The 21344-nt window shown below is 71.4% G+C and carries 22 protein-coding genes; 13 read left to right on the top strand and 9 right to left on the bottom strand.

Going from position 1 to position 21344, the window contains the following annotated elements:
• Positions 1-104: 104 nt before the first annotated feature.
• Complete coding sequence (locus HDA41_RS38160) at positions 105-2264, bottom strand: alpha-galactosidase (protein WP_184992276.1); 2160 nt, start codon at positions 2262-2264, stop codon at positions 105-107.
• A 50-nt stretch (positions 2265-2314) separates the two neighbouring features.
• On the bottom strand, positions 2315-3550 hold the full coding sequence (locus tag HDA41_RS38155) for an MFS transporter (RefSeq protein ID WP_184992274.1): 1236 nt from the start codon (positions 3548-3550) through the stop codon (positions 2315-2317).
• 115 nt (positions 3551-3665) lie between these two features.
• Between HDA41_RS38155 and HDA41_RS42020 the strand changes: the two genes are divergently transcribed.
• Positions 3666-4043: an RICIN domain-containing protein gene (locus tag HDA41_RS42020; RefSeq protein WP_230299710.1), complete on the top strand. Its 378-nt coding sequence runs from the start codon at positions 3666-3668 to the stop codon at positions 4041-4043.
• Between the two features lie 194 nt (positions 4044-4237).
• Here HDA41_RS42020 and HDA41_RS38145 read toward each other — a convergent pair whose 3' ends face one another.
• Positions 4238-5416: an acyl-CoA dehydrogenase family protein gene (locus tag HDA41_RS38145; protein ID WP_184992272.1), complete on the bottom strand. Its 1179-nt coding sequence runs from the start codon at positions 5414-5416 to the stop codon at positions 4238-4240.
• A gap of 95 nt (positions 5417-5511) precedes the next feature.
• A complete protein-coding gene (locus tag HDA41_RS38140; protein ID WP_184992270.1) occupies positions 5512-5880 on the bottom strand; it encodes a four-helix bundle copper-binding protein in 369 nt (122 codons plus the stop codon).
• A 125-nt stretch (positions 5881-6005) separates the two neighbouring features.
• On the opposite strand from HDA41_RS38140, the gene HDA41_RS38135 reads away from it, so the two are divergent.
• The 7 genes from HDA41_RS38135 (at position 6006) to HDA41_RS38105 (ending at position 11631) form a co-directional block, all read left to right on the top strand.
• On the top strand, positions 6006-6410 hold the full coding sequence (locus HDA41_RS38135; protein WP_184992268.1) for a ChaB family protein: 405 nt from the start codon (positions 6006-6008) through the stop codon (positions 6408-6410).
• Between the two features lie 37 nt (positions 6411-6447).
• The gene (locus tag HDA41_RS38130; RefSeq protein ID WP_184992266.1) at positions 6448-6807 is read left to right on the top strand and encodes a DUF6479 family protein; all 360 of its coding nucleotides are present in this window, start codon (positions 6448-6450) and stop codon (positions 6805-6807) included.
• Positions 6808-6892: 85 nt separating this feature from the next.
• Entirely contained in the window at positions 6893-7243 is a 351-nt protein-coding gene (locus HDA41_RS38125) for a DUF8129 domain-containing protein (RefSeq protein WP_184992264.1), read from the top strand.
• Positions 7244-7431: 188 nt separating this feature from the next.
• Positions 7432-9105 (top strand): purine-cytosine permease family protein, encoded by a 1674-nt coding sequence (locus tag HDA41_RS38120; protein WP_184992262.1) that lies wholly within the window; start codon positions 7432-7434, stop codon positions 9103-9105.
• 190 nt (positions 9106-9295) lie between these two features.
• Positions 9296-9754: a hypothetical protein gene (locus tag HDA41_RS38115; protein ID WP_184992260.1), complete on the top strand. Its 459-nt coding sequence runs from the start codon at positions 9296-9298 to the stop codon at positions 9752-9754.
• Between the two features lie 131 nt (positions 9755-9885).
• Entirely contained in the window at positions 9886-10371 is a 486-nt protein-coding gene (locus HDA41_RS38110; RefSeq protein ID WP_184992258.1) for a cation:proton antiporter regulatory subunit, read from the top strand.
• A 6-nt stretch (positions 10372-10377) separates the two neighbouring features.
• Complete coding sequence (locus HDA41_RS38105; RefSeq protein ID WP_184992256.1) at positions 10378-11631, top strand: cation:proton antiporter; 1254 nt, start codon at positions 10378-10380, stop codon at positions 11629-11631.
• 431 nt (positions 11632-12062) lie between these two features.
• On the opposite strand, the gene HDA41_RS38100 is transcribed toward HDA41_RS38105, so the two are convergent.
• Positions 12063-12644 carry an Rv1733c family protein gene (locus HDA41_RS38100; RefSeq protein WP_184992254.1) on the bottom strand — a complete coding sequence of 194 codons (582 nt, stop codon included), beginning with the start codon at positions 12642-12644 and terminating at the stop codon, positions 12063-12065.
• Positions 12645-13120: 476 nt separating this feature from the next.
• Positions 13121-13684 carry a DUF1360 domain-containing protein gene (locus HDA41_RS38095; protein WP_184992252.1) on the bottom strand — a complete coding sequence of 188 codons (564 nt, stop codon included), beginning with the start codon at positions 13682-13684 and terminating at the stop codon, positions 13121-13123.
• Between the two features lie 280 nt (positions 13685-13964).
• On the opposite strand from HDA41_RS38095, the gene HDA41_RS38090 reads away from it, so the two are divergent.
• From HDA41_RS38090 to HDA41_RS38080, 3 genes are all read left to right on the top strand, one after another.
• A complete protein-coding gene (locus HDA41_RS38090) occupies positions 13965-14378 on the top strand; it encodes an SRPBCC family protein (RefSeq protein WP_184992250.1) in 414 nt (137 codons plus the stop codon).
• A 16-nt stretch (positions 14379-14394) separates the two neighbouring features.
• Positions 14395-14703, top strand: a complete 309-nt coding sequence (locus HDA41_RS38085; RefSeq protein ID WP_059419924.1) for a hypothetical protein — start codon at positions 14395-14397, stop codon at positions 14701-14703.
• A 115-nt stretch (positions 14704-14818) separates the two neighbouring features.
• Positions 14819-16105 carry a cytochrome P450 gene (locus HDA41_RS38080; RefSeq protein ID WP_184992248.1) on the top strand — a complete coding sequence of 429 codons (1287 nt, stop codon included), beginning with the start codon at positions 14819-14821 and terminating at the stop codon, positions 16103-16105.
• Positions 16106-16224: 119 nt separating this feature from the next.
• Here the strand turns inward: HDA41_RS38080 and HDA41_RS38075 are convergent, their stop codons facing one another.
• Complete coding sequence (locus HDA41_RS38075) at positions 16225-17214, bottom strand: SDR family oxidoreductase (protein WP_184992246.1); 990 nt, start codon at positions 17212-17214, stop codon at positions 16225-16227.
• A 223-nt stretch (positions 17215-17437) separates the two neighbouring features.
• On the opposite strand from HDA41_RS38075, the gene HDA41_RS38070 reads away from it, so the two are divergent.
• Positions 17438-18532 carry a carboxylate-amine ligase gene (locus tag HDA41_RS38070; protein ID WP_184992244.1) on the top strand — a complete coding sequence of 365 codons (1095 nt, stop codon included), beginning with the start codon at positions 17438-17440 and terminating at the stop codon, positions 18530-18532.
• A 20-nt stretch (positions 18533-18552) separates the two neighbouring features.
• Here the strand turns inward: HDA41_RS38070 and HDA41_RS38065 are convergent, their stop codons facing one another.
• Together HDA41_RS38065 and HDA41_RS38060 are read right to left on the bottom strand one after the other, a co-directional pair.
• Positions 18553-19590, bottom strand: a complete 1038-nt coding sequence (locus HDA41_RS38065; RefSeq protein WP_184992242.1) for an SPFH domain-containing protein — start codon at positions 19588-19590, stop codon at positions 18553-18555.
• Positions 19591-19595: 5 nt separating this feature from the next.
• Complete coding sequence (locus HDA41_RS38060) at positions 19596-20027, bottom strand: NfeD family protein (RefSeq protein ID WP_184992240.1); 432 nt, start codon at positions 20025-20027, stop codon at positions 19596-19598.
• Between the two features lie 303 nt (positions 20028-20330).
• Between HDA41_RS38060 and dhaK the strand changes: the two genes are divergently transcribed.
• The gene (dhaK, locus tag HDA41_RS38055; RefSeq protein WP_184992238.1) at positions 20331-21323 is read left to right on the top strand and encodes a dihydroxyacetone kinase subunit DhaK; all 993 of its coding nucleotides are present in this window, start codon (positions 20331-20333) and stop codon (positions 21321-21323) included.
• The last annotated feature ends 21 nt before the right edge of the window (positions 21324-21344 follow it).

The following is a 21344-nucleotide window of genomic DNA, read 5'->3' as shown; positions in this document are numbered from 1 at the left end:
CAGCGCGGCCGCCAGCCCCGGCACGTCCTGATCGGGTGCCGGTGGCGGCTTCCCACTTCGCGAGGCCCGCAGTGCAGAGCCTGCGGAGACCGAGGGTGGCGGGGTCAGGCTTTCGCCAGCCGCAGCAGAAGCAGTTGTTCCGGGTGGAGGTTGGGGATCTGGATGCCGACGTGTTCCAGGACCGTGCCGGGCAGGGTGATGCCGCCCTTGGTGCACCATGCGGGGGTGCCGCGCTCCATGCCGGGTGCCTGGTCGGCGGGCGGCAGCGGGCGCAGGCGGTAAGTGGCGTCGGGATCGAGGCCGCGCAGTCGTAGCGTGCCGGGCTGGGCGGAGATCGGGGTGGCCATGGCGGTGAGGGCGAAGATGGCTTCGGTGCGGTCGTGGGGGATGACGCCGTGTGCCCACAAGGCCGGGTCGGGGTGGTCGATGCGTACGACGCGGCCGGTGTGCAGCAGCCCGCGCAGCTGTTTGTACAGGGTGATCCAGTGTGCCAGTTCGGCGCGTTCGGTCTCGGTTGTGCGGGTGAGGTCCCATTCGATGCCGAGGTGACCGAAGATCGCGGTGCCCGCCCGGAAGGCCAGGTCGTGGGTGCGACCGGTGGTGTGAGAACGGGCGGCGCCGACGTGCGAGCCGATGAGTTCGGGCGGCAGGAGCAGCTGGGTCCAGCGATTGATCGACTGGCGTTCCAGGGCGTCGTTGCAGTCGCTGGCCCAGACGCGGTCGGTGCGCTCCAGGATCGCGAGGTCGACGCGTCCGCCGCCGCTAGCGCAGGACTCGATCTCCAGGCCGGGGTGGCGTCGGCGCAGATCGTCCAGCAGGGCGTAGACGGCGAGGGTCTGGGCGTGCACGGCGGGCTCGCCGCCCGGTGCGTGGCCGGCGTCGACCAGTTCGCGGTTGTGGTCCCACTTGAGGTAGGCGATGTCGTACTCGCTGAGCAGGGCGTCGAGCCGCTGCAGGATGTGGGCGTACGCCTCGGGGTGAGTGAGGTCCAGGACCTGCTGGGAGCGGCGGTCGGCGGGGGTGCGGCCGCCGGTGGCCAGGATCCATTCGGGGTGGACCCGGGCCAGGTCGGAGTCGGGGTTGACCATTTCCGGCTCGACCCACAGGCCGAACTCCATGCCGAGGCCGCGAACGTGGTCGATGAGCGGATGAAGTCCCGTCGGCCACACGGTCTCGTCGACGTACCAGTCGCCGAGGCCCGCCCGGTCGTCACGACGGTGCCGGAACCAGCCGTCGTCCAGGACGAAACGCTCCACGCCGACCTCGGCGCCGCGGTCGGCAAGGTGGGTGAGCCGGTCGAGATCGTGGTCGAAGTAGACGGCCTCCCAGGTGTTGAGCACCACCGGGCGAGGGCGGTTGGGGTGGCCGGGACGGGAGCGGAGGTGGTCGTGGAAGCGGGCGGAGAGGCCGTCGAGCCCCTGGCCGCTGTGGGAGGCGTACAGCCACGGGCCGGTGTACTCCTCGCCCGGGCCGAGGATGACCTCGCCCGGCAACAGCAGTTCGCCGGCAGCGATGACCGGACGGCCGGTGGGGAGTCGCTCGGCCAGTACGCGGTGGTTGCCGCTCCAGGCCAGGTGCAGGCCCCATACCTCGCCGGTGCCGAAGCCGAAGCCGGGTGTGCCGGCCGCCAGGACAAGAGGGGCGTCGTGGCCGGTGCGCCCACTGCGAGTCTCGCGCAACCAGGTGCCGTGGGTGAAGGACCGGCGTTGCGGAGCGCGTTCGCGGCACCAGCGGCCGGTGAGGTCGAGCAGCTCGGTGGCGGTGTCGGGGACCGGCAGGGTGAGCAGCAAGCCGTTGAGGGTGTAGTCGCGGTCCGGGTCGTCGTTGCGTACGGCGGCTCGCATGCGCACGAGACCGGACGCGGTGAGTCCGGCTTCCAGTACCAGGCTGAGCCTGGCTGCGGCGTCGGTGGCCCGCACCTTCACGGATTGTGCTGCGGTTTCCAGTTCCAGTGAGTCGCGGGTGAACAGGGGTGACCAGTCGGCTCCCTGACGGTGTCCCGTGAGTCCGGGCTGTCCGGGCCAGCCGGTGCCGTGTTCGGGCAGCAGTGCGGCACGCGGTACGGCGTCGGGGAATGCCGCGATCGGCAGCATGGTGACGGCCTCGGCCAACCGGTGCAGGTCCTGGCGGCTGAGGTCACCGAGGTCGGTGCCCCAGTGCAGAACGGCGGGCAGACCGTTGCCCCGCAGGTCGAGTACCAGGCTCACACCTGCTGCGCGGAGATGAATGACGCCCTCGGCTGCGGCTTCGGTCGGAGTAGTCACGATGGCCCCTCTCGGCAGTCTCACTACGGGGATCTGTAGGTGCGGCTTCGTCACCCCACCCGGGCTCGACCACGGGGTGAAGGGTCGCTGGCGGCGGCGTGGTCGTCAGATCGGGTGGCGCGCATCAGCACGAGCGCGGTCAGCGGTACGAGGGTCAGGGCGGCCGTCACCGTGCCGACCAGCGGAGGCCCGGCCTGCCGCAGTGGTGAGGCCAGGGCGATGCCCGCGACCCAGGAGCCGACGGCGACGCCCACGTTGGACGACGAACTGGCCAGCGCGGAGGCGAGCGTGGGCGCGGAACCGGCGAAGCGCCGGACCAGCGCGCCGAGCACCGGGGAGGCGGCGAACGCGGTCACCCCCATGACCGTCACCAGGACGACGGTCACCACGGGGCTCGTGGAGAAGAACACCAGCAGGAGCAGGATCAGGCTGCTCGTGGCGGCGGCCGTGATGAGGGTGGCGAGCGGCCGACGGTCGCCCAGGCGCCCGCCGACCGTGGTGCCCAGCAGGGCGCCCGCACCGTAGCCGGTCAGGACCAGGGGCACAGCCGCGGCGGGGATCTGGGCCCGCTCGGTGAGCAGGGGCGAGATGTAGGTGTAGGTCGCCAGGACACCTCCCATGAGCAACGCGATGGCACTCAGCGCCAGCCAGACCCGGCCCTGGCACAGCGCGGCGAACTCAGCCCGGACAGAACGCGCTTCGCGCTGCTCCTCGTCGGGGGTGTACCGGCCGATGACCGCCGCCGCGGCGGCCGACAGGGCGGCCAGCACCCAGAACGGCCCCCGCCAGTTGGATACCTGCCCCAGCCACGAGCCCAGCGGTACGCTGGCGATGTTGGCCACGGTCATGCCCCCGAGCAGCATGCCCAGGGCCCGGGACGTCATTGCCGGTCCTGCCGCGGTTGTCGCCACGACTGCGGCGACGGACCAGAAGGTACCTGTGGCCAGTGCGGTCACCACGCGAGCCGCGAGCACGACCGCGAAGGACGGACTGAGCGCGGCGACCACGTGGCCGAGCGCGAAGACGGTGAGCGCGAGGACCAGCGTGAACCGCCGCGGCAGGCGCAGCGTCGCGATCGCCATCGCCGGTGCGCCGACGATCATGCCTACCGCGAAGGCCGTGATCAGCAGCCCCGCGTGGGACACACTGACGCCCAGATCGTCCGAGATCTCGGGCAGCAGGCCCGCGATGACGAACTCGGTGGTGCCCATCAGAAAGATCCCGGCTGCCAGCACCAGGACGACGAAAGGCAGCTTGGCGGATCGGTCGTCGGTCAGGGGTGGCATCTGAGTGGTGTTCTCTTTCCGGTGCGAACCGCGACTGGCCGCGGGGAGTGCTGACGCCGCACAGCCTCGCACCGGACATCCGTTCTGTGAGGGGGAGGAAATTCTCCCTTGCCGGATGCAAAGAGTCCGCGTATGCGAATGTATCCGTCCAACAGTTACTGGGAGAGCGTCAGGGGTGGCGTCCCGCCAGGAGGGTAGCCGGGCAGCTTCGCGGCCTCTCGTGGCGGCGATCGGCCCCACACCGGAGCGTCAGCGCGCGCGCCCGCCCTGCGGGAAATGCCTGGAAATCCCCGGTGGCTCCACCGCCGACGGTGCGACGGCCGATCAGTGGACCTGCCACGGCGGCACGCATCAACTCTGGCGCAAGACGGCGGCGACAGGCGGTTACGTCACGTTCACCAACGTCAACAGCGGTTTGTGCCTCCCACAACCGTCGCAGGCCCCTACGCAACCCTCGTGGCCACGGCGCGAGCGGAAGCCGGCGCTCAGATGAGCCTCGCCTGGCAGCAGCCACCGATCGACACAGACAGCGGCATGAACCTCGGAATCCCGTACCCCCGGGACCGCTCGAACGCGGCCCGAGCCAGGTGCACCGAAGTGATGCGCCGTCACCTCTGAGAATGACGGTGATCTTGATGCCAACTATCCCTCTTTTGTGCCAACTATAAATCCTCGTCACAGGCACGGTCAGCGCCGGACCCGCGGCATCCCCAGCCCGATCCACGAGATGATTTCCCGCTGGATCTCGTTGTTGCCGCCGCCGAAGGTGAAGATGACCGCCGAGCGGTAGCCGCGTTCCAGCTCGCCGTGCAGGACCGCGCCGGCCGAGCCCTCCTTCAGAGTGCCGGGGGCGGCGACGATCTCCATGAGCCAGGCGTAGGCGTCGCGCCGGGCCTCGGAGCCGTAGACCTTGACGGCGGAGGCGTCCTGCGGGGTGAGGGTGCCGTCCTGGACGGCGCCGACCATCCGCCAGTTGAGCAGCTTCAGCGCGTCCAGCCGGGCGTGGGTCCGGGCCAGGAGGCGGCGCACCCAGGGCAGGTCGGCGACGTGGCGGCCATCGGCGAGCTTGGTCTCCATCGCCCAGTGCTGTACGTCGTGCAGGGCGCGGATCGCCATCGTGCCGTGGGCGGCCAGTGTCACGCGTTCGTGGTTGAGCTGGTTGGTGATCAGCCGCCAGCCCTGGTTCTCGGCGCCGACCCGGTGGGAGACGGGGACACGGACGTTCTCGTAGTAGCTGGCCGTGGTGTCGTGCGAGGCGAGGGTGTTGATGAGGGTGCAGGAGTAGCCGGGGTCGGTGGTCGGCACCAGGAGCATGGTGATGCCCTTGTGCGGCGGGGCGGCGGGGTCCGTACGGACCGCCAGCCACACCCAGTCCGCCGTGTCGCCGTTGGTCGTCCAGATCTTCTGGCCGTTGACGACGTAGTCGTCGCCGTCCCGTACCGCGCGGGTCCGCAGTGACGCGAGGTCGGTGCCCGCGCCGGGCTCGCTGTAGCCGATGGCGAAGTCGATCTCGCCGGAGAGGATCCTCGGCAGGAAGTACGCCTTCTGCTCCTCGGTGCCGTACTGCATGATCGTCGGGCCGACGGTGTTCAGCGCCATGAGCGGCAGCGGGACGCCGGCCTGGGCGGCCTCGTCGAAGAAGATGAACTGCTCCATCGCGGTCAGGCCGCGCCCGCCGTACTCCTCGGGCCAGCCCACGCCGAGCCAGCCGTCCGCGCCGAGCCGCCGGATGGTCTCGCGGTAGAACCGCTTCCGGGCGGCCGGATCGCCCTGCCGGGCGTACGCGTGGTCCGGGACCAGCTCGGCGAAGTAGGCGCGCAGTTCGGTGCGCAGCCGCTGCTGCTCGGGCGTGTATTCGAGGTGCACGGCGCCTCCAGGCTCCCAAGGCCGGTCCTGTCGGCGCACACGGTAGAACGTGTTGCAGAAATTGGGAATGGCGAGTGAACGGGGAAAAGCCCTCCTCAGTTCAGCGTGGCGAGGAAGTCCGTGCACGCCCGTGCGCACGCACGGCACGCCGCCGCCGAGTCCTCCGCCCCCGGCTGCCGGTCGAAGACGTGCGCGGCCTCCAGGCACACGGTCCGGCACCACTCCACCTGGGCGCGGATGCTGGACTCGTCCACCTGGTTCTGTTCGGACAGCACACGGCAGGTCGCGTCACAGACCTCCGCGCACATGATGCCCTTGCGTCGTACGAGTTCCTGGTTCTCGGTGCCGTCGGGATCCACGAGGCTCGCGCGCAACGCGCACGCCCGGGCGCACTCGGTGCACGCCTGGGCACATGCGAAGCGGTCCTCCAGGAACCGGAACAGCTCCTGCTGGGATGTCGTCACACCGCGCGGGTAGCCCCGCCGATGCCGGTCAAACCCGGTGCCGCCAAGGGTTCCGCACGGTTTTCCGGCCCCGTCGGCCGGGCACCCGGCAGGCCCGGGAACGACGACGCACGGAGGTGAGTCACATGCCCGGGCGAGAGGAACTTCCGTCGACCCTGGAGCGCTCCTCCGAGGAGGCACAGCGCACCTGGATCAAGGCGCACGACTCGGCCGTGGAGCAGTACGGCGAGGGCGAGCGGGCACACCGCGTGGCCTTCGGGGCGCTGAAGCACACCCACGAGAAGGTCGGCGACCACTGGGAGCGCAAGGAAGGCGGCCGCAAGGGCCCCTCCGACCCGCGGTCGGCCCGGCCCCGGCAGCAGGGCGGCCGCAGCGGCGAGGGCGTCGACGAGCGGGCCTCGAAGGAGCACCTGTACGACCTGGCGAAGCGGCTGGGCGTCGAGGGCCGGTCGCGGATGTCGAAGACGGAGCTGCTGGACGCCGTCCGCAAGGAGAACCGGTCGAGGACCCGGGCCGCACGGTCGGGGTGACCAGGTTCATGGAGAGGACCAGGGGTACTCGCGAGCCATGACTACCGCATGGATGGAGATGGCCGCGGGCGGCGACGCCCCCGGCTTCGGGTTCGTCGTGACGGGTCTGGCGGTCGTGGCCCTGCTGCTGGGTGCCTTCATCCTGGGCGTCCGGCACAAGCGCCGGCGCCCGCCGCGGCCCGAGGAGCAGCCCAGGGTGCCGGACGGGGGTCCCGTCCGGGAGACGAGGGAGCAGCGGGAGCCCGACGAGGTGCCCCGCGGCCAGGGTCGCCTGACGCCGCACGAGCTGAAGTCGCACGGCAACCAGAGCGACCGGAGGAGCCCGACCCAGGAGCGTCCCCGCTGGAACGAGGGCAGCAGCGGCTCGTTCGGCAGCGGTGGCCCGGGCGGCCGCTGATCCCCGCTCCTCGCGGCACTCCGCTCCGTAGGCCCACGTCGTACGTGAACACGTCGTACACGCCGTACACAGGGAAGTGAGAACCATGGCCGATCCCGCCCGCAACACGCTGCCGCTGCCGGACTACGACCATCTGCCGATCGGCGGCCTGGAGAGCCGGGTGCGGTCGCTGTCCGCGGACGAGGTGGAGGAACTGCTGGCGTACGAGCGGTCGCACGCCGACCGGCTGCCGGTGACCGAGCTGCTGGGATCCCGTCTCGAGCAGTTGCGCGAGGGCGCGGAGCCGACGTCCGGCGATCCGGGCGCCCTGCGTCCCGAGACGGGCGAGGGACACGGAGGCTCTCCGGTGTCGCCCGCCACGTCCCCGCAGCCGTTCAGCCCGCCGCCGCACGGCACGCCCGACCAGCGGGGCAAGCCGAAGGGTGACCGCACGTAGGCGTCACGCGCCGGACAGAAGGGCCCGTGCCTTGTGCACGGGCCCTTTTCGCGGTGTCGTGGAACAGCCTCCGGCCCTGGTGAGGCGCCTCCGAAACATTCCCTTCACCCAGGAAGTATTTAGGGGTAACGACCGCTGCCTAGCGTGCCTGCCTTGTCAGTCCCCAACCCGCAGCAAGGAGGCGTGGCATGAGTGCCGAGCCACGACTGGCCGAGGTCGCCGAGCCGGAACCCGCGCAGAAGGCAGCGCCGGGCGCCGACCAGGCCGTCAAGGAGACCCTCGAGGACTACACGCTCCGCTTCGCGCCGCGCAGTTACCGGCGCTGGACCCCGATGGTGGTGGCGACAACCGCGCTGGGCGGCATCGCCTACATGGCCGACTTCTCCATCGGAGCCGGCATCGGTCTGGCCCACGGGACCGGCAACGCGCTGCTGGCGATCGCCGTCGCCGCCGTCGTCATCTTCGTGACCGGCTTCCCACTGGCCTACTACGGGGCCCGCTACAACATCGACCTGGACCTGATCACGCGCGGCTCGGGCTTCGGCTACTTCGGCTCGGTCCTCACCAGCGTCATCTTCGCCAGCTTCACCTTCATCTTCTTCGCCCTCGAAGGCTCGATCATGGCTCAGGGCCTGAAGCTGGGCCTCGGACTGCCGCTGTGGCTGGGGTACTTGGTGTCCACGGTCATGGTGATCCCGCTGGTCATCTACGGCATGACCGCGCTGAGCAAGCTCCAGGTGTGGACCACGCCGATCTGGCTGCTGCTGATGGTCGGCCCGCTGGTGTACCTGGTCGCCACCGACCCGGGGACCGTCGACCGCTTCCTCGCCTACGCGGGCACCGACGGGGACGGCGGCGTCAACACCGCCTCCGTGCTGCTGGGCGCGGGCGTGTGTCTGTCGCTGATCGCGCAGATCGGCGAGCAGATCGACTACCTGCGCTTCATGCCGCCCAAGACCGAGGCGAACAAGCGGAGTTGGTGGACGGCCGTGGTGATGGCCGGGCCGGGCTGGGTGGTGCTGGGCGCGCTGAAGCAGGCCATCGGCGTGTTCCTCGCGGTCTACATCATCGCCGAGGTCGGTCCCGCCGCCGCACCCGAGCCGATCCAGCAGTTCAAGCACGCCTTCGACGCGATGATGCCGTCCTGGCTCGTCCTCCCGCTGGCCGTGGCCCTGGTCGTGATCAGCCAGATCAAGATCAACGTGACGAACGCGTACTCCGGCTCCCTCGCCTGGACCAACTCCTTCACCCGCGTCACGAGGCGCTACCCGGGCCGGCTGGTCTTCGTCCTGGTCAACCTGGGCTTCGCGCTCGCCCTGATGGAGGCCGACATGTTCAGCTTCCTCAACGGCACCCTGGGCTTCTACTCGAACTGCGCGATCGCCTGGGTGGTCACCGTGGCCACCGACATCGGCATCAACAAGTACGTGCTGAAGCTGTCCCCGCACGCACCCGAGTTCCGCCGCGGCATGCTCTACGCCGTCAACCCGGTCGGGGTCGTCGCCTTCGTCGCCGCCTCCGGGCTGTCCATCGCCATGTACTTCCACACGCTGGGCGACGCCCTCCAGCCGTACTCCCCCGTCGCCGCCGCCGTCATCGCGTTCGTCCTCACCCCGCTGATGGCCGTGGTCACCAAGGGCAGGTACTACCTGCGCCGCACCGACGACGGCATCGCCGAGCCGCTCCTGGACGAGGACGGCAACCCCAGTGCCGTCACCTACGAGTGCCACGTGTGCCGGCAGACGTTCGAGAGGCCGGACGTGGCCGCCTGCCGGACGCACGACGCCGTCGTCTGCTCGCTGTGCCTGAGCACCGACAAGGTCGGCGACCACGTCCTGCCGGAGGCACCCGCCGTCGCCTGACACCACGGTGCTCCCGGGTCATCACGATCCTGGCCCGGCCGACGGCGGCCTCACCGCACGCGGCGGTACCAAGTCGGTCTCGCACGCGGTGCATCGGCACCCGTGAAGGAGCGACCTCGCGTACCGGGCGGCATACTGATCTTGCGTTGCGCAGCGATCAGGCCGATGGTCGGAGAGGAGATGACGGGACGTGACCACCGAACGACCGGGCGGCGGACGGGGAACGCCCGACGAGCCGGACGGCACTCCCCCGATCCCGGACGACGTGTGGCTGAGGTTCCTCACGGACAGCGAGCAGGCCATACGCGCCTCCGCTCCCAGGGAGCCTTCCGCGAGGGAACGGGCGGCGGGACGGCAGCTCCAACCCCCGTACGCCGTCGGTGACCTGTGGCAGCCGGAGGACCTGTGGGTCCGCGTGGCCTGGCGCGACCTGGACCGCCGTGCCAAGGTCCGGCGCGTGGGACGGGTCGTCGCCACCGCCGCCGCCGTGGCTCTGGCGCTGGGAGCCTGGTCCCACCTGTCCACCGGCGTGAGCACGGGCACCCGGCCGGGGGCAGGCACCGTACGGCAGGTGGAGGGGGCGACGGCGAGGCTGCCCGCGGCCACTCCCTTCCCGTCGTCAACCCCTGTCCCGCAGCCCTCCAGATAGCGCAAGCAGGACGGGTGCGGTCCCGCCCGGCCGCCTAGGATGACCTCACAGGCCGGATCTGGGCGCTCGTCCGGGCGCGGCCCCCGCAGGCGATTCTCAGGAGCACACACGCCGACGGAAGGGGGACAGACATGAGCGCGCCGCGCCTCAGCAGTACGCCGTTGCCGGGCATCGGTGTCCGCTACGACCTGACGGCCCGGGACAGCCACCGGCTGTCCGTCGTCGCCCACCGCGACGGACACCGGACCATCAGCGCCTACCGCAGGGACGACCCGGACGCCTGCGACCTGTCGGTGCGTCTGACGGCGGAGGAGGCCGCGACGCTCATCGACGCGCTGATGCCCGCGCACCACACGCCGAACCTGCTGTCCACGACCGACCTGGGGCTCGTCGCCGAGCGGATCGAACTGTCCGGCTCCTCGCACTGGAACGGCCGGCTGCTGGGCGAGTCCCGGATCCGCACCGACACCGGCGCGTCCATCGTGGCGGTGCTGCGCCGGGCCGAGGCGATACCCTCCCCCGCGCCGGACTTCCGGCTCGCCGGCGGTGACACGCTCATCGTCATCGGGACCCGCGAGGGCGTGGAGGCGGCCGCCGTGATACTCGGGCGGGAGTGACCCGTCATGCACTCCTCCGCGGTCTTCCTGATCGAGTTCGGCTGCCTCATCCTCGGGCTCGGGCTGCTCGGCCGCCTCGCCGGGCGCTTCAGCTTCTCGCCGATCCCGCTCTACCTGCTGGCCGGGCTCGCCTTCGGCGAGGGCGGGCTGCTGCCGCTGGTCGCCAGCGAGGACTTCGTCGCCATCGGCGCCGAGATCGGCGTCATCCTGCTGCTGCTCATGCTGGGCCTGGAGTACACGGCCACCGACCTCGTCTCCAACCTCAAGACCCACTACCCGGCCGGCGTCGTCGACGCCGCCCTCAACGCCCTGCCCGGTGCGGTGCTCGCCCTGCTGCTCGGCTGGGGTCCGGTCGCCGCCGTCGTGCTGGCCGGTGTCACCTGGGTCTCCTCCTCCGGCGTCATCGCCAAGGTCCTGGGCGAGCTGGGGCGGCTCGGCAACCGGGAGACGCCGGCCATCCTGAGCATCCTGGTCCTCGAGGACCTCTCCATGGCGGTCTACCTGCCGATCGTCACCGCCCTGCTGGCCGGGGTGGGCTTGGCCGCGGGCGCCGTCACGCTGGCCATCGCCCTGGGCGTGGCCACACTCGTACTCGTCCTCGCGGTGCGCTACGGCCGCCATGTCTCTCGCTTCGTCTCCAGCGACGACCCCGAGAAGCTGCTGCTGGTGGTGCTCGGCGTGACCCTGGTGGTCGCCGGGCTCGCGCAGCAGCTCCAGGTGTCCGCGGCCGTGGGTGCCTTCCTGGTGGGCATCGCGCTGTCCGGCGAGGTCGCCGAGGGCGCGACGAGCCTGCTCGCGCCGCTGCGGGACCTGTTCGCCGCGGTGTTCTTCGTCTTCTTCGGCCTGCACACCGACCCCGCCAGCATCCCGCCCGTGCTGCTGCCGGCCCTCGCCCTGGCGGCCGTCACCACTGCGACGAAGATCGCCACCGGCTACTGGGCCGCGCGCCGCGCCGGGATCGGACCCAAGGGCCGCTGGCGCGCCGGCGGCACGCTCGTGGCCCGCGGCGAGTTCTCCATCGTCATCGCCGGCCTCGCCGTCACGGCCGGCATCGAACCCTCCCTCGGCCCCCTGGCCACGGCGTACGTGCTCATCCTGGTCCTTCTCGGCCCCCTGACCGCCCGCTATACCGAGCCCGTGGCCACCGCCCTGACCGGGCGACTGCGCCGGAGAAGCACCACGTCCCGGGGCGCGACGGCACCTGTTCCGCCAAGCACCCACGAGACCGTCGACGACCAGGACACCGTCGGCCGCACCTGACGGACCGACCACAGCCGGTACGGCATCACCGGCCGGTGCTCCTCCGGCGGCACGCGGCAGTCCCACCGCCGCGGCACCGCACAAACCCTGCTCTCCCTGCGCGAACCGGCATGCGAATGCCCCGGACCAGCGGCTCACCCGCCGCGCTCCCCTGCCCGCCGTACCCCAGCCCGGCACCGGGCAGACCCGGCCGGCGGCGCCGGCACTGCCCGGCACGCGGAAGCCCGGCCCACGGAAACCCCACCGCCGGCGGCACACCGCCGCACACCCCCTGCCCACCATGCGCAGCCCGGCGTACGAAAGCCCCCAGGCAGCGGCACACGCCGCACACCCCCCTGCCCACCATGCGCAGCCCGGTGCACGAAAGCCCCGGCCAGCGGGGCGCGGCCGCACTCCCCTGCCCCCATGCGAAGGCCGGCCGGGGGAGGTGGTCAGCTCGTCTTCCAGCCCCGTCGTGTATCGATCCGCTCCCACTCCGCGTCCCACTGGGCCATGCGCCGGCGATCCAGGGACAGCCGTGTCAGCCAGGTGGCGCCCAGTACCACCCCGCCCGCGAGGGCTCCCGCGAGCCCGCCGCCCAGGGTCGTGTGCAGCCAGGCCTCGCCCGCGGACACCGGTGGGGCCGTGATGTCACCGTTCCTGTTCACCCAGACGGGGATCGTGTTCCCGGCGGGAGTCCTGGGTGGCACCCGCGCCTCGTCCGTGTGCGTGGAGCCGTCCGGCGCGGTCCACCGCACCTTGGCCCACACCCGGTGATCGCTCGCCGCGCGGGCCGGTGACGGGCCCGGCGCGTCCTCGACGGCGACCGCCGGGACCCGACGGGTCTCGGTCCGCTGCCGTTCGACGGCCCGCTCGACCGCGTCCGCCGCCATCAGGCCGGCGCCCAGACCACCGAGCAGGGCGAACACCCAGCCGGCGAGCACGACCCAGGCTTCGACGACGTCGATACGCCGCTTGAGCGCGTTGCGCCGCCATCGCCACCACCGCAGGGTCACACGCTCTGACATTGCCATCGCCCGACACCCCCTCGTGAGCACCGGCAGCACCCTTCCAGTGTGCCCCCGAACCGTGCCCCTGTCGGCGTAGCGCTCAGCCGGGTCGCCGACCGTCTCGCCGTGCGGGCGGTGCGGGCCGACACCGGCGAACCGGTCGCCGTCGTGGTCGATCCCGCCCTTCCGGGTGTGGTGATCGACGGCGACGCCGACCCTTTCGGGCAACGGCTCGCGGCCGGCGGACGCGCGGAGTTCGACGCCGTACCGACCGCCGCCGACGACGTGCTGAGCTCGCGGGCCGCGGAGGAGCACGTTCTGTCGCCCCTGACTGACTGCCCTGGTGTCGCCGGTCGGGCGTCTCCCTTCAGGGATACATCCTCTCGGCATGGCGGAGGGAGTGCTCGCCGGGGCCCGTGAGCACAGCGGGACCGGCCAGTCACAGCAGGACCGGCCAGTCCCACTGCACCCGGACTGGCCGGTCGTGTCGGCTCACGCCGTCACATCTGTTCGTCTGACGTCTTCTCCGTCGTTGTCACCAGCGCGCTGTACGCCAGTTGCAGCGCGTCCGCCCCGGCCAGGGCCGCGAGCGTGCCCATGGCGGTGCGGGTCGGGCGGGGCCAGAGCAGCTGGCCGGCGGTCAGGGTCGTGGCCACCCAGACGCTCATGCAGAACGGGCAGGTCGCGAGCTCGCCGGCGGTGTGCCTGCCGGGCTCGGGCCGCGCCTCCTCGTGCAGTTCGGCGGGGCCTTGCGGGCCGACGTACCTCGTGAAGGGGGCGCGCAGCGGGCTGGTCACCGATGCCTTGCTCAGCAGTCGGCTGAGCCGGAACGTGGCCACCGAGGTCAGTGCGACGTCCCACGGCTCGGGCCGCTCGGGCAGCGGGCGCCCGAGGCGCCGTACCGCCGTGGTCCAGGCCGCCGTGTACGCCGCGAAGCCCGCCATGGCCGCGAGATAGCCGCCCAGCGGCCGGTCGTGCCCCGCCGCGTAGTTCCGCCGGGTGCGGTCGAGGAGCCTGTGCAGCCGCCGGGCGAGGCGGCTGTCAGTCACTGTTGAGGTGTTCATGGGCGGCACCTGGTCGTGTTCCACTCCCCTGCGCGACGAGATCCCGGTCGTTCCTCTCATGCTTGCCCCCGTCCTGGTGGCGGTTCCAGCCGTCGGAGGCCGGCAGCACGTCGTCCAGCCCCGGGTCCCGGTTCTCCCCCGCCGGCCGACGGCGTGGCGTTGCGTTCATGCTCGGCCGGGTCCCCACCAGCATCGACGGCAAACGGAGCCCGGAGGGTTACGGCCGGGCAGGCCGGGAACGCGGTGCGCTGAACGAACCCGAAGCGAGGCCGGTGCCGCGATGACCGAGTACGAACGTTCCCGCACGATGCCCGCACAGCCCGAGCAGGTCTTCGACCAGGCCGCGAACATCGGCCAGTTGGACACCTGGCTGCCGGAGGCCCTGCATGTCGAGGCCGAGGAGCTGCCCGCGGTCACCGTGCACGAGGACCGCACCGACGAGGACACCTCCGCCCTGCTGCGTGCCCGGCGCGACCAGATGCGGCTCGAATGGGGCACCCGCGACCAGGGCAGCTACGCGGGCTGGCTCCAGGTCGCCGGCATCAGCGGCGGAGCCAGTGAGGTGACGGTGCACCTGTCGTTCTTCGACGAGCGCCACGACCCCGGCGAGACGATGGTCCGCGACGCCCTGGACACCAGCCTTCAGCGCCTGGAGGAGCAGGTGCGGCTGCGCGTCGACCACGCGGCCGGCTGATCCGGGATGCCACGCCATGGCTCGCGTCAAGCAGTACGCCGTCGCAGCGTCCGGACAGTGGACCGACGAGGAGGAGGGCCGGCGCCGCCTGCCGTCCGGCGAGGTGCACGCCTGGGAGCCGGGGCTGAACCAGACCGTCTGCGGACTGTCCCTCAGCCGCTCCCGGCTGGTCCGCTTCCCGCACGTGACCTGGCCGGACACCTTCCCGGAGTCCGGCGGTGCGGCGGACCGGGTACGGCGCCAGTGCCCGCGCTGTGCCTCGGTCGCCGGGCGCCGTGGTCAGGACGCACGTCCCCGGTGGCAGCGCACGAACCCACGGCCGTGATCGCCGCACAGCCGTAGCGGGGCAGAGCGGCAGTTCCTCGTCGTCGTCCGGCGTGGGATACCGGCCGGACGAGCGCCGGCGTTTCCCGCCGGGGCCGCCGGGCACTCGCCGCGCCATGAACCAGAGTCGTCGTACACCGATCATCGACAGCTCTCTCGCCCTCCTGACCAAGGGGTACACGTGGCTGCCCGACCGGAGGCGCCGCACCACCGCTCCGCTCGTGCGCGCCCGGCTGATGGGACAGCACGCCGTCGCTCTGTACGGCCCCGAGGCGGTGCGGTTCTTCTACGACGAGCGGCATGTGGAGCGCCGGACGGCGTTGCCCGGCCCGGTGCTGAGCACGCTGTTCGGACACGGAGCCGTGCACACCCTGGACGGGCAGGACCACCGCGTGCGCAAGGGGATGTTCCTCTCCCTGCTCACCGGTGCCGAGGCGGTCGCCGGGCTGGTGGACCACGTCACCGCGGTGTGGGACGAGGCTGTGAAGTCGTGGTCCGGCCGCCGGGTCGTGCTCTTCGACGAAACGAGCCGCGTGCTCACCCGGGGCGTGTGCCGGTGGGTCGGAATCCCCCTGGACGACGCCGATGGGGTCGCGCGGGACCTGATCGCCATGGTCGACGGTTTCGCCACGCCGGGGCCGCGCCACTGGCGGGCCCGCCGCGCCCGGGCCCGCAGCGAGGCGTGGCTGGGACGTCTGGTCGAGGACGTACGGGCGGAGTCCGTCACCGCGCGGCCCGAGTCGGCACTGGACGTGGTGGCCCGGCACCGGGACGCCGACGGCCGGCTCCTCGACGCGCACACCGCCGCGGTCGAACTGCTCAATGTGATCCGCCCGACCGTCGCGGTGTCCTGGTTCGTCGCCTACACCGGTCACGCGCTGCGCCTGCGGCCCGGCCTGCGGGAACGCCTGGGCGAGGACGACTCCGCCTACGCCGTGGCGTTCGCCCACGAGCTGCGGCGCTTCTACCCCTTCGCTCCCTTCGTCGGCGGCCAGGCCGTCGCCGATCTGGAGTGGCGGGGAGAACCGATTCCCGCCGGCACGATGGTCCTGCTCGACCTCTACGGGCAGAACCACGACCCCGCCCTCTGGGACGATCCGTACACCTTCGAACCGCAGCGCTTCCTCGACCGGCCGCCCGCGCGCGACGAGCTGATCCCCCAGGGCGGCGGCGACCGCACCGCCGGGCACCGCTGCCCCGGCGAGGACGTCACGGTCGCCCTGCTGCGGGCCATCGGGCCGCGGCTGGCCCGGCTGGAGTACGACGTGCCCGAACAGGACCTGCGCATCCCGCTGACCCGCGTTCCGGCACGGGTACGCAGCGGGTTCGTCATCGAGAACGTCCATGCTCCGGCACCTGCACACGGGGCCCGGGCGGACGGCATGGCGAGGACGTCGTCATGAGGACGACCGGGGCCCGCCCGGGACGGGAAGTCGGCTGAGGACGGGCGACCCGGGGCGCACCCCCACGCGGCCACCGGGTACGGGCACGTGACCCGTGCCCGGTGGCCGCGCGCTGCCCGTCAGGCGCCCGCCGGGCCGTGATGCATCCGCCGCCCGGCGGCCACGGCCGCTCCCGCCAGTGCGGCGGCGACGGCCGTCCTGCGCAGCGCGGTGCGCCGCCGCCCGCCCCAGCCGCCGTGCACCGACCCCTCACCCTCGGCCGGTACGTGCAGCGCTCCGTGCGTGGCCGGAGCCTGCTCGTCGTGGAACAGATGGGTCTTGTCCGTCTGCCGTGCCATGGCCCGCTCCGCGAGTCCGGGTGCCATCCGGGACTGGCGCACCAGAGCGCGGCCCGCGGGGCCGACCACGACTTCCCGACGCGGCCGGCGGGCGAGTCGCACGACTGTCCGGGCGACCCGCTCGGGACTGTAGACGGGCGGCATGGCCACCACCTTGCGCCCCGTGTAGTTGGCCGCCTGCTGGAAGTGCGGCGTGTCGATGGTCGCGGGCAGCACCGTGCACACCTCGATGCCCTTCACACCCTCCACCCGGAGCTGTTGCCGAAGGCTGGAGCCGAGCCCGCGTACGGCGTGCTTGGACATGCCGTACGGGTGGCTGTACGGCTGCGCCACCGCACCCACGATGGACGCGATGTTGATCAACGTCCCCGTGCCCTGCTCCCGCATCACCTTCAAAGCCGCCCGGGCCCCGTGCACGTAGCCCATGACATTGACGTCCAGGACCCTGCGGAAGTCCTCCAGCGGCACGTCCTCGAAACGGCCGAAGGCGTTGACGGCCGCGTTGTTGACCCAGACGTCGATCCGGCCGAACCCCTCCACGGCACGCCGCGCCAGGTCCTCGACCGCCTGGACGTCCGTCGTGTCGGTCGGCACGACCAGTGTCCGTGCCCCGCGGTGCTTCGCGCACGCGTGGGCCGTCGCCTCCAGCGCCTCCTCGCGTCGCGCGGCCAGCACCACGGCGCAGCCCTTGCGCGCGAACGCCTCGGCCGTGGCCCGTCCGATCCCGCTGGACGCTCCGGTCACCACCACCACGTGATTGCGCAGTCCCATCCCGTACCTCCTCACGTCTGCCCGAGCCGGGCGCCTCCTGCCCGCCTCCGCCGCCGAACGAAACGAGTACCCGGCATCTCCGAGTCGCCGCATAATCGCTTTTTGCCATGGTTTGTCCTGCCGTGGCCGCGGCACTCGGGGCACGCGTGAGCGGCCGGACGACAGCGTCCGGCCGGCGCCGCGCGATCCGGCCCCGGTGACGGGGCAGAACAGAGGGTGACCGATGACGACGATCGGTGTGGAAGAGGAGTACCTGCTCCTCGACCCGGTTACCGGGCTGCCGGTACCCCTGGCCGACAAGGTGCGTGCGTCGGCGGGTCTGGCGCATCTCGTGGCCGACCAGGAGGTGCAGTGCGAGCTGCTGCAGGCGCAGGTCGAGGTGGCCACGCCGGTGTGCGGCACGCTGGAGGAGGCAGGGGGACATCTGCTGCGGCTGCGGCACGCCATCGGGGCGGCGGCGGAAACGCACGGCTGCCGGATCGCGGCCTGCGGGACGCCCCCGCTGCGCCATCGTCACCCGGTGGCCGTCACCGACCAGGCCCGTTACCGGGCCATGCTCACGCAGGCGCCCCAGCTGGTGGCGGAGCAGCTGGTCAACGGCATGCACGTGCACGTGGCCGTGCCCAGCCGGGAGACGGGCGTACAGGTCCTGAACCGGCTCCGGGTCTGGCTGCCGACGCTGACGGCCATGTCGGCGAACTCTCCGCTCTGGGACGGTCACGACACCGGCTTCGCCAGCTGGCGCACCGTGATCTTCGGCCGCTGGCCGGTCAGCGGCGCGCCGCCGTTCTTCCGTGACGTGGCCGACTACGACCGGCGGGTGACGCAACTGCTGGAGACCGGTGTGATCTCGGACAGCGGGCAGTTGTACTGGCAGGCCCGTCTGTCGGCCCGGTACCCCACCGTCGAGGTGCGGTGCCTGGACGTTCAACTGCGCGCTGACGACGCGGTCATGCTCGCGGGCATGACTCACGCTCTCGTGGACACCGCCCTCACGGAAACGGCCGCCGGGGCACCGGTGCCCGACTGCGCGCCTGAGCTTCTCCAGGTCGCCCTGTGGCATGCCGCCCGGCACGGTCTGAGCGACACCTTGATCTGCCCGAGCGGCCGGCCGCGCCGGGCCGGAGACGTGCTGTACCAGCTCCTGCGGCACGTCGCTCCGGCGCTCGACGCGTCCGGCGCGACCCGGCAGGTGACGGCCCTGGTCCACCGGCTTCTGCAGAACGGGACCGGAGCGGACAGGCAGCGCGCCGCCCTCGCCGAAGGCGGCATACGGGCCGTCACCGACATGATCGGTGCGGAGAGCAGCATGTCGTGACTCCCTGACCCCGACCGCTGTCAGCCAGGGGGCCGGGACGGGAGAGGTCCGGGGGCGGCGCGATCGGCCTTGGCCGCGTCCGCGAGGGCCGCGGCGGCGGCTTGTGCCGCCTGCGCCGTGTCGTCGGCGGCCTGGGCAGCCATGTCGTCCGTGGGTTTCTCGCGCGTGGCCGGTGACGGGGGCAGTGCCTCGCTGAAGGCGCGGGACACACCCTGGAGTGCGGAGGTGACCTCACTGGGGATCACCCAGAAGGTGCTGCCCGAGCCCTGCGCCAGCTGGGGCAGCGTCTGGAGGTACTGCCAGGCGAGCAGCTTGGGGTCGGGGTCGTTGCGGTGCACGGCCTGGAACACCTCGTCGATGGCCCGGGACTGGCCCTCGGCCTGGAGGATCGCGGCGGTACGGTTGCCCTCCGCGCGCAGGACGGCGGCCTGCTTGTCGCCTTCGGCGGTGAGTATCTGTGACTGGCGCTGCCCTTCGGCCCCGAGGATCGCGGCTCGCTTGTCCCGCTCGGCTCGCATCTGCTTCTGCATCGCGTCCTTGATGGACTGCGGGGGGTCGATGGCCTTGATCTCCACGCGGTTGACCCTGAGCCCCCACTTGCCGGTGGCCTCGTCCAGGACGCCACGGAGCTGGCTGTTGATCGTGTCGCGCGAGGTGAGGGTCTTCTCCAGGTCCATGGATCCCACGACATTGCGCAGCGTGGTGACCGTCAACTGCTCGACCGCCTGGAGAAAGCTCGCGATCTCGTAGAAAGCCGCTCGCGGATCGGTGACCTGGAAATAAAGGACGGTGTCGATCTCGACGACCAGATTGTCCTCGGTGATGACCGGCTGCGGCTTGAAGGAGACGACCTGTTCCCGTAGGTCGATCACCGGATGGACCCGGTCGATGTACGGGATGACGAGATTGAGGCCGGGGTTCAGGGTCCGGTGGTAGCGGCCGAGCCGCTCGACGTTACGGGCCCGGGCCTGGGGAACGATACGGACCGCCCGCACCACGGTGAAAACCGCGAACAGCGCGAGGATCAGGCCGACAATCAGGAACGCCGAGGTTTCCATGGTTCTCAGTCCCGTGGGTAGACGATCGCGGTGGCGCCGCTGATCTCTATGACGTCGACGGTCTTTCCAGCAGGAATCACCAGCGTCTCGTCGAAGGCGCGGGCCGTCCACTCCTCACCGTCGATACGGACCCTGCCGCCCATGCCCGTCACTTCCGAGACGACATAGGCGCCCTTGCCGACCAGGGCGTCCACGCCGAACCGTGCCGTCTGGGAAGGGAGCATGTGGCGCAGCGCGACGGGGCGCACGAACAGCAAGGTGACGGTAGCGACGGCGGTGAAGACCAGGAACTGGAAAGGCAGTGGCAGTCCGACCGCGGCGGAACCCGCCGTGACCAACGCGGCCGCACTCAGCATCCCGAGCGCAGCGGTCAGGGTGAGGATCTCCGCCACCGCCAATACGGCTGCGATGATCAACCAGATCAGCCATGGATCCATGACGTGCACCTTCTGGTCATTACGGGCGCCTAAGTGCCTTTTGCGTGGCTTTTACCCATATTAAGGAGATCACTACCCCGGAGACATCGCGAGGGCCCCTGAAGAACCTCAGGGCCTCTTCCTGCAGGTGACCACCGCCCGCACGTGACGGCCCGTCATCAAGTCGGCGTCGAGTCGGCATCAGTCCGCCGCGACCCGCTGTCGACGGCCGTGAAACGCCAAGATCGACAACTGGTCAAGCCTGAGGCAGCCTGCGAGGATGAAGGCCAGAGGCGCACGTTCCAGTCTCACCAGGAGGTACCCGTGAAGATGCTGATCAACGTCCCGGAGACCGTGGTCGCGGACGCGCTGCGTGGTCTGGCGGCGGCCCACCCGGATCTGACCGTGGACGTGGAGAACCGGGTGATCGTACGGCGGGACGCTCCCGTGGCCGGGAAAGTGGGGCTGGTCTCGGGCGGTGGCTCGGGGCACGAGCCGCTGCACGGGGGGTTCGTGGGGCCCGGCATGCTGTCGGCGGCCTGTCCGGGCGAGGTGTTCACCTCCCCGGTGCCCGACCAGATGCTGCGCGCGGCCGCCGCCGTGGACAGCGGGGCCGGGGTGCTCTTCATCGTGAAGAACTACACCGGTGACGTGCTCAACTTCGACATGGCCGCCGAACTGGCCGAGGACGAGGGCATCCAGATCGCGAAGGTGCTGGTCAACGATGACGTGGCGGTGACCGACAGCCTTTACACGGCGGGGCGGCGCGGTACCGGCGCGACCCTGTTCGTGGAGAAGATCGCGGGCGCCGCCGCCGACGAGGGCATGCCGCTGGAGCGGGTCGAGGCCATCGCCCGGCAGGTCAACGAGAACTCCCGCAGTTTCGGTGTCGCGCTGAGCGCGTGCAGCACACCGGCCAAGGGCAGCCCCACCTTCGATCTGCCGCCCGGAGAACTGGAGTTGGGCATCGGCATCCACGGCGAACCCGGCCGGGAGCGGCGAGCGATGATGACGTCCGGCGAGATCGCCGAGGTCGCCGTCGAGGCGGTGGTGGAAGACCTGAGGCCGCGCAATCCCGTGCTGGTCCTCGTCAACGGCATGGGGGCGACGCCCCTGCTCGAACTGTACGGCTTCAACGCCGAGGTGCACCGGGTGCTCGCCGCCCGCGGCGTCCCCGTCGCCCGCGTCCTCGTGGGCAACTACGTCACCTCCCTGGACATGGCGGGCGCCTCCGTCACCCTGTGCCAGGTCGACGAGGAGCTGCTGCGGCTGTGGGACGCGCCGGTGAAGACGCCCGGTCTGCGCTGGGGCGTGTGACGCGGAAGGGGTAGAGGATCA

The organism is Streptomyces caelestis (genome assembly GCF_014205255.1).
GTDB lineage: Bacteria > Actinomycetota > Actinomycetes > Streptomycetales > Streptomycetaceae > Streptomyces > Streptomyces caelestis.
Note: the sequence above shows the minus strand (reverse complement) of the source record. Positions and strands in the feature narration are given on the sequence as shown.